This is a genomic window from Microbacterium sp. ZW T5_56, assembly GCF_044987425.1.
GTDB lineage: Bacteria > Actinomycetota > Actinomycetes > Actinomycetales > Microbacteriaceae > Microbacterium.
The window spans coordinates 1-7926 of sequence record NZ_JBJDRI010000064.1; the positions used below are offsets into that span (position 1 = coordinate 1).

Below are 7926 nucleotides of genomic sequence, written 5' to 3' on the forward strand. Positions count from 1 at the left end.
GAGGGGTGGTGCGGCAGCGGGGGCTGATCCGGTCGGGCCCACGTTCTCGCTTGGGAACGGGGGGACTGCGGCATGGCGTGAGCGCACTCGGGTGGGTGGCCGCGAGGATCGTCGTGTGGAACTGAGCGCGGCGACGGAGAGCTTTGCGGAGCATCTTGCTCGCGTGCGGCGACTCTCACCTGCGACCGTGCGGGCCTACCGGAGTGATCTTGCCGACCTCGGCGCGGCCGTAGGCGATGCCGAGCTTCGCGATGTCGGGCTCGAGGAACTGCGCGATTGGCTGTGGCGCGCCAGTCAGCGCGGAGACGCGCGGAGCACGATCGCGCGTCGCACGGCGGCGGCGCGCACGTTCTTCGCCTGGGCGCTGGAGGAAGGGTTCGTCGAACACGACCCCACGCTGCGCCTCGTCACGCCGAAGAAGCCACAGAACCTGCCCGCGGTGGCCACCGCGGACGGCGTGCGGGACATGCTCGACGCCCTCGGTGTGCGCGCGGCAGAGGGCGACGTTGCTGCGCTTCGAGACCACGCGATTCTGGAGCTCCTGTACGGGTCGGCCATCCGCGTGTCCGAACTGTGCGGACTGGATGTGGTCGACGTCGATCGAGAGAGGGCCACGATGCGCGTGCTCGGCAAGGGATCCAAGGAGCGGGTCGTGCCATTCGGTGCTCCCGCGCTACGCGCGCTGAATGCCTACCTGGTGCGCTCGCGGCCTGCGCTGCAGGTGCGCTCCGAGTCGACAAGCCCCGCACTGTTCCTCGGCACGCGGGGCGCTCGGATCGGGGCACGAACGGTGTACGGCATTGTGGCGCGAGAGCTGGGTCCGGTTCTCGGTGAACGAACCGTCGGTCCCCATGCTCTGCGTCACTCGGCCGCGACGCACCTGATCGACGGGGGCGCAGACCTCCGCGCCGTTCAGGAACTGCTGGGTCATGCGAGTCTCGGCACCACGCAGATCTACACGCACGTCTCCTCGGAGCGCCTCACCGCGATCTACCGGACAGCGCACCCCCGCGCCTGACAATCGCGTGAGGGCGAGCCGTCATCGGAGCAGCACGGCAGGAGATTCGCCCGTGGCACACCGCCGCGCCTGACGATCGCGTGAGGGCGAGCCGTCATCGGAGCAGCACGGCAGGAGATTCGCCCGTGGCACACCGCCGCGCCTGACGATCGCGTCAGGGCGAGCCCGCGTCGGAGCAGCACGGCAGGAGGATCGCCCGTGGTACACCGCCGCACCTGACGATCGCGTCACGGCGAGCCCGCGTCGGAGCAGCACGGCAGGAGGATCGCCCGTGGCACACCGCCGAGCAGAAGCAGCGGATTGATGTACTCGCCATCCAGCCGAACGCCGAAGTGCAGTTCACCGCCCGCCGCGTGGCCCCCCGATGCGACAGTGCCGAGGTCCTCAGCCGCGTGAACGAGCGTCCCGACGGCCAGATCGGAGCGCACGGGCTCGAGCGTTGTGACCAGGCCGTCGCCGTGGTCGATGGTCAGAAGCGGACGATCAACCACGGTTCCGACGAAGGCGATCACGCCGTCGGCGGGTGCACGCACCACCACGTCCGACCCGCCGGCGAGTGACGCGAGGTCGATGCCGCGATGGCCCGCGCCATAAGCGTGTGGGGGAGCGAGGAACGGTGCGGTGACGCGCACGCCCCCGGACAGCGGCCAGGACCATCGATCATGGTCGGGAAGAGTGACGACGGCGGTCCTCGCTCGCTCGGCTCGGCGACGCAGCGGGATCTCGAGTCCTGCGTTCGTTCGCGTTGTTACCCTGATCGTTCTCGTTTGGGTAGTTCCCGTGGATCCTCTTGTTTCGATGGTTCCCGTGGTTTCCGTGGTTCCTCTGGTTCTCGTGGATCCTGTTGTCGCCGTGGTTCCTGTTGTTTCCGTGGTTTCGGTGGTTTCGGTGGCTTCGGTGGTTTCCGCGGTCCCGGTTGTTGCCGTGGTTTGCGTCGCTCCCGCGGTTTCCGTGGTTCCCGTGGTTGCGGGCATTCCTGTTGTTGCCGTGGTCTCCGCCGGTTCCGTCGTGGCGGTTGCTGCCCTCGACACCGCCGTCTCCGTTGCCACCGGTCCTGTTGCCGCCGTTCCCGTCGACCCTGTTCCCGTCGACGCCGTTCCCGTCGACACCGCGGTCGACGGGCTCGAGCTCCAAACAAGCACCGAAGCGACAGCAAGCGCCAGCATCAGTCGACGTGCGCGGCGCGTTGGACCCCAGGATCTCGGCCACGGCCGTGGTGTCGATGGCCGTAGCGGGTCTGGCTGCGACAGCTGGTCGCCCCGGGGTGGGGAACAGGTGTGGATGTGCGTCATCGCCTCATGCTCGTCGCGCGTGGTGTGCCGCGGATCGGCGAAGGCACAGGAGCGAACACGTTCCCGCTGTTTCGCCGCTGGGGAGGACGCGGCGCGGCGCGGACGATCGACGAGCACACGCACCCACCGGCACCGCGTCCACCCCGTGCACTGCTACACTGAAATGGCACTCCGCATGTCGGAGTGACTTCGCGTGCCTTGCACGACCACGGTCGTGGCACACATCCCCAACGGTCCTTTCGAGGCGGGGCTGTGTCTGGCACCAGGTAGTGGCTATCCACATCATCAACCGCAACAAACGGCGCCTCGTGCGCCCAGAAACAGGAGAACGACCATGGCAGTCGTCACCATCCGCCAGCTTCTTGATGCTGGTGTGCACTTCGGACACCAGACCCGCCGGTGGAACCCGAAGGTGAAGCGATTCATCCTCACCGAGCGCTCGGGCATCCACATCATCGACCTGCAGCAGTCGCTGGCCTACATCGACCGCGCGTACGACTTCGTCAAGGAGACGGTTGCCCACGGCGGCACCATCCTCTTCGTCGGCACCAAGAAGCAGGCGCAGGAAGTCGTCGCCGAGCAGGCGACCCGCGTGAACCAGCCCTACGTGAACCAGCGCTGGCTGGGTGGTCTGCTGACCAACTTCAGCACCGTCTCCAAGCGTCTCGCGCGCATGAAGGAGCTGGAGGAGCTCGACTTCGAGAACCCCTCCGCTTCGGGCTTCACCAAGAAGGAGCTCCTCCTCAAGAAGCGTGAGCTCGACAAGCTGCACAAGTCGCTCGGTGGTATCCGCCACCTCACCAAGACGCCGTCGGCCATGTGGGTCATCGACGCCAAGCGTGAGCACCTCGCGATCGACGAGGCCAAGAAGCTCGGCATCCCCGTGATCGGCATCCTCGACACGAACGCCGACCCGGATGACCTGCAGTACCCGATCCCGGGTAACGACGACGCGATTCGCTCCGTCGCTCTGCTGACCCGCGTGATCGCCGACGCCGCTGCTGAGGGCCTCATCGCCAGGCACCAGCCGGCCGACGAACAGGCCGCAGAGCCGCTGGCGGAGTGGGAGCGCGAGCTTCTCGAGCAGGGCGCTCCGGTCGTCGAGGATGCAGCCGTTGAGGTCGCAGCCGACGAGACCGCCGCCACCGAGACCGCAGCCGTTGAGGTCGCCGCCGAAGAGACCGCTGCCGATGAGGCCGGTGCTGAGGCTCAGGCTGAGGCCGTGGAGACCGAGGCCAAGTAAGCCATCAGCGGGTGGCGCGTGAGCGCCACCCGCTGCCCATCCATTACAGCTGCCACTTACATCACAGAGGAGCCACACAATGGCAAACTTCAGCATCGCCGACATCAAGGCTCTCCGCGAGCAGCTCGGCACGGGCATGGTCGACACCAAGAAGGCGCTGGAGGAGGCTGACGGAGACGTCGCGAAGGCCACCGAGATCCTGCGCCTCAAGGGTGCCAAGGGCAACGCGAAGCGTGCCGACCGCTCCACCAGCGAGGGCCTGATCGCCGCATCCGAGCAGGACGGCAAGGTCACCCTGATCGAGCTCGCCTGCGAGACCGACTTCGTTGCGAAGAACGAGCGCTTCATCGCGCTCGCCGACAAGGTGCTGGCCGCTACCGCTGCTGCCGCCGCCAACTCGGTTGAGGCCGCACTCGCCGCTCCCGCCGGAGACCAGACGGTCGCCGAGCTGATCAGCGACGAGGCCGCCATCATCGGCGAGAAGGTCGAACTGCGTCAGGTTCGCACCATCTCGGGTGAGAAGTTCGAGGTCTACATGCACCGCACCAACAAGGACCTGCCCCCGCAGGTCGGTGTGGTCGTCGCCTACACCGGTGACGACGCTGAGGCCGCTCGCGCCATCGCCCAGCACATCTCGTTCGCAAACCCCTCGTTCCTGAGCCGTGACGACGTCCCGGCCGAGGACATCGAGAAGGAGCGCGAGATCGTCACGAAGATCTCTCTCGAGGAGGGCAAGCCCGAGGCTGCCCTGCCGAAGATCGTCGAGGGTCGCGTCAACGCGTTCATCAAGCAGGTCGCCCTGCTCGACCAGGACTACGCCCGTGACAACAAGCTCTCGGTCGCCCAGGTCGCGAAGGACGCCGGCATCACGGTGACCGCGTTCGCCCGCTTCAAGGTCGGCGCGTAAGACCATTTTCAGGGCCCGGATCGTTTCACGATCCGGGCCCTTCTTCACGCACACACACCAGCGCGCTACGGTTGAGCGCGACGAGAGGAACAACGTGACCACGACAGAGAAGACCGGACGCCGCCGCGTCCTGCTGAAGCTTTCCGGCGAGGCGTTCGGTGGCGGCCAGCTGGGTGTGAACCCGGATGTGGTCAGCGCAATCGCACGCGAGATCGCCGAGGTCGTCGAGACGGTGGAGGTCGCGATCGTGGTGGGCGGCGGCAACTTCTTCCGCGGCGCCGAACTCAGCCAGCGCGGCATGGAGCGCGGGCGAGCAGACTACATGGGCATGCTCGGCACCGTGATGAACGCCCTCGCGCTGCAGGACTTCCTGGAGCAGGCCGGTGCCGCAACACGCGTGCAGTCCGCCATCCAGATGACCCAGGTTGCCGAGCCGTACATCCCGCTGAAAGCCGAACGTCACATGGAGAAGGGGCGGGTCGTGATCTTCGGTGCTGGTGCGGGCCTGCCGTACTTCTCCACCGATACCGTTGCCGCCCAGCGCGCGCTCGAGATCGGCGCGACCGAGGTGCTGGTTGCGAAGAACGGCGTCGACGGCGTCTACTCCGCCGACCCGCGTACCAACCCCGATGCCGTGAAGCTCGATCACGTCACCTACAGCGACGCGCTGCAGCAGGGCCTGAAGGTCGTCGACTCCACCGCCTTCAGCCTCTGCATGGACAACGGCATGAACATGCGCGTGTTCGGAATGGAGCCCGCCGGCAACGTGACGCGCGCGCTGCTGGGCGAGGAGATCGGAACCCTCGTCACCGCCTGAGGCTCCGCGGGCACCCTCACAGGGACCGAGAACCGGCCCCACTAGACTGACATCAGCTGTACTCAATGAATGGAGCAGGCATGACCACCGCCGCTGTGATCGCCGACACCAAGGCCAAGATGGAGCGCGCCGTTGAGGCCGCCAAAGAGGACTTCTCGACCGTTCGTACGGGTCGCGCCAACCCTCAGCTGTTCCAGAAAGTCATGGTCAACTACTACGGCACCATGACGCCGCTGGCTCAGCTCGCCTCGATCAACTCGTCGGAGGCGCGGACCGTGCTGGTGACGCCGTACGACAAGGGCGCCCTGCGTGACATCGAGAACGCGATCCGCGACATGCCGAACCTCGGCGCCAACCCGTCGAACGACGGCAACATGATCCGCGTGACGCTTCCGGAGCTCACCGAGGAGCGTCGCAAGGAGTTCGTGAAGCTCGTCAAGACCAAGGGTGAAGACGCGAGGGTCCAGGTTCGCGGCATCCGTCGCAAGGCGAAGGACGAGCTGGACGCGCTCAAGGGCGAGGTCGGCGAGGACGAGATCGCTCGCGGTGAGAAGGAGCTCGACGCTCTGACCCGTGCGCACACCGATCTCATTGACGAGGCGCTCAAGCGCAAAGAGGCCGAACTGCTCGAGGTCTGACACGGCATGACGTCCGATTCCCACGGGGGCTCTGAGCCCGAGGAGCCGGTGTCCGACGATTCGTCGGACACCGGTGCTCGGGCGTTCCCGGCGCATCTCAAGGCTCGACGCGAGGAACTGGAATCGCAGGTGGCCCACGCACGGGAGAATTTCGACAAGCAAGTCGCCCACGCGCGCGAGAACTTCGACGAGGCGCAGGAGCGCATCAAGGCGCGCACCGGACGCGATCTCATCGGCGCGATCCTCATCGGTCTCGCTCTGGGCGCGATCGTGCTCGGTTCCCTGCTGTTTCTGAAGTGGATCTTCGTGATCCTCGCGGTCGTCGCAGCGGGCGCCGCGGTGTACGAGCTCGCTCGCGCCTTCCAGACCGCGGGGCGGCGCATCGATCTGATTCCGCAGCTCGTCACCGCGGTGGCCCTCGTCGGTTCGGCGTATGTCGCCGAGACCTGGGCCCTCTGGGTTCTTCTGTTCGCGGGCGTCAGCCTCATCATCGTCTGGCGTCTGATCGGACAGATGCGCGCGCAGGATGCTCGCGTGTGGCGCGACGTCGTGAGTGATGTCTTCGCCAGCGTCCTCATCCCCGTCTACATTCCCTTCCTCACCACCCTGGCGCTGTTGGTGCTGCGCGAAGAGAACGGACAGAACTGGATCATCCTGTTCCTTGCCGTCGTCGTCTCGGCCGACACGGGGGCGTATGCGATCGGCCTGTGGCTGGGCAAGCACCCGATGGCACCGCGCGTGAGCCCCAAGAAGACCTGGGAGGGGCTGGGCGGAGCGGCCCTGTTCGCCATCGTCGCTGCCACCCTCATCTGCATCTTCCTGTTGGGGCTGCCCTGGTGGACAGGTCTCGTCGCCGGGCTCGCGCTGCTGCTGACCGCGACTCTCGGCGACCTGGGCGAGTCGATGATCAAACGTGATCTCGGCATCAAGGACATGAGCTCCTGGATTCCCGGTCACGGCGGCATCCTGGACCGTCTGGACAGCATCCTGCCTTCGGCCGTGGCCGTCCTCGCCCTCCATCACTTCCTTTCACCCCTGGCGGTTCTCTCGTGAGTTCGACTCCTTTCCCGCGTACCACCGGTCGCACCAAGGGCTACGAGCAGCGTTCTGTCGACAGCTTCCTCGCCCACGCACGGTCTGCGTTCGAACGGCGCAGTGATGCCGTGGCGCTCACAGCCGACGACATTCGTCAAGCCGCCTTCCCCCTGGTGAAGGACGGATACGAGATCGCTCCGGTGGATGCCGCGCTCGGACGCATCGAGGATGCCTTCGCCGCACGCGAACGAGATGCCCGCATCCGCGCGGTGGGTGTCGACGGCTGGGTCGAGCAGGCGCGCGCGACCGCGCAGATCGTGTTGGAGCGCATTTCGCGACCTCGGGGCCACCGCTTCCGCCGCGCCGGCGTGCTGCGGTACGGCTATCGAATCGACGAGGTGGATCTCGTGACCGACAAGCTCGTGGGCTACTTCGAGCACGGCGATCGAGTGACCCCGGAGCAGGTGCGCGCGGCGGCGTTCCGCATGCAGCGCAACGGCTATGCGGAGGAACAGGTCGATGCGGTGTTGGACGCCGTGGTGGAGGTCATGCTCGCCGTCACACCCACGCGCTGAGCATCCCCTGATGCCTTCTGCGCACGCTCCGGGTATAGTTATCCCATTGTGACTTCTGCTAACGAGACGAATCCCGTAGAGCGGCGCGGTGGTAGGCGCGCTGCACAGCGTCAGACGAACGCTCCGCAGCTTGTCGTGAAGAAGGCCCGTCGCCGCAGCGCGATGGCCGTGTTCTCGGCACTCGCAGCTGTCGGCTTCGTCGGCGCGACAGTCGCGCCCGTCGCTCTCGCGAGCACGGGTCCGGTCGCGGCTCCGGCACCGGCGGTGACTTCCTCGACGGCGTATCAGCTGTCGGCAAGTGGAGCCCAGGCCTTCACGGCTGCGGATGCGGTCGTCAGCGGTGAGGTCTCGCGCGACTCGTACATGTCGTATCAGACGCCCACCCCTACGCCGACTCCCAC

At 66.7% G+C, this 7926-nt stretch carries 8 protein-coding genes and 1 pseudogene; 8 read left to right on the top strand and 1 reads right to left on the bottom strand.

Going from position 1 to position 7926, the window contains the following annotated elements; translation table 11 throughout:
- Positions 1-115 precede the first annotated feature (115 nt).
- Positions 116-1018, top strand: a complete 903-nt coding sequence (locus ACI3KU_RS18745) for a tyrosine recombinase XerC (protein ID WP_404923857.1) — start codon at positions 116-118, stop codon at positions 1016-1018.
- A 227-nt stretch (positions 1019-1245) separates the two neighbouring features.
- On the opposite strand, the gene ACI3KU_RS18750 is transcribed toward ACI3KU_RS18745, so the two are convergent.
- The gene (locus ACI3KU_RS18750; RefSeq protein ID WP_404923858.1) at positions 1246-1650 is read right to left on the bottom strand and encodes a murein hydrolase activator EnvC family protein; all 405 of its coding nucleotides are present in this window, start codon (positions 1648-1650) and stop codon (positions 1246-1248) included.
- 994 nt (positions 1651-2644) lie between these two features.
- Between ACI3KU_RS18750 and rpsB the strand changes: the two genes are divergently transcribed.
- The 7 genes and pseudogenes from rpsB to ACI3KU_RS18785 form a co-directional block, all read left to right on the top strand.
- The gene (gene rpsB / locus ACI3KU_RS18755) at positions 2645-3553 is read left to right on the top strand and encodes a 30S ribosomal protein S2 (RefSeq protein WP_404923859.1); all 909 of its coding nucleotides are present in this window, start codon (positions 2645-2647) and stop codon (positions 3551-3553) included.
- A 79-nt stretch (positions 3554-3632) separates the two neighbouring features.
- The gene (gene tsf / locus ACI3KU_RS18760; RefSeq protein WP_404923860.1) at positions 3633-4460 is read left to right on the top strand and encodes a translation elongation factor Ts; all 828 of its coding nucleotides are present in this window, start codon (positions 3633-3635) and stop codon (positions 4458-4460) included.
- Positions 4461-4554: 94 nt separating this feature from the next.
- On the top strand, positions 4555-5277 hold the full coding sequence (gene pyrH, locus ACI3KU_RS18765; RefSeq protein ID WP_404923861.1) for a UMP kinase: 723 nt from the start codon (positions 4555-4557) through the stop codon (positions 5275-5277).
- A gap of 80 nt (positions 5278-5357) precedes the next feature.
- Positions 5358-5915, top strand: coding sequence for a ribosome recycling factor (gene frr / locus ACI3KU_RS18770; protein ID WP_404923862.1), 558 nt, complete (start codon positions 5358-5360; stop codon positions 5913-5915).
- A gap of 6 nt (positions 5916-5921) precedes the next feature.
- On the top strand, positions 5922-6968 hold the full coding sequence (locus tag ACI3KU_RS18775) for a phosphatidate cytidylyltransferase (protein WP_404923863.1): 1047 nt from the start codon (positions 5922-5924) through the stop codon (positions 6966-6968).
- Positions 6965-7525: a DivIVA domain-containing protein gene (locus ACI3KU_RS18780; RefSeq protein ID WP_404923864.1), complete on the top strand. Its 561-nt coding sequence runs from the start codon at positions 6965-6967 to the stop codon at positions 7523-7525. Before ACI3KU_RS18775 ends, ACI3KU_RS18780 begins: the two co-directional genes overlap by 4 nt.
- A gap of 135 nt (positions 7526-7660) precedes the next feature.
- Positions 7661-7926, top strand: a pseudogene (locus ACI3KU_RS18785) (hypothetical protein); the annotation flags it as partial.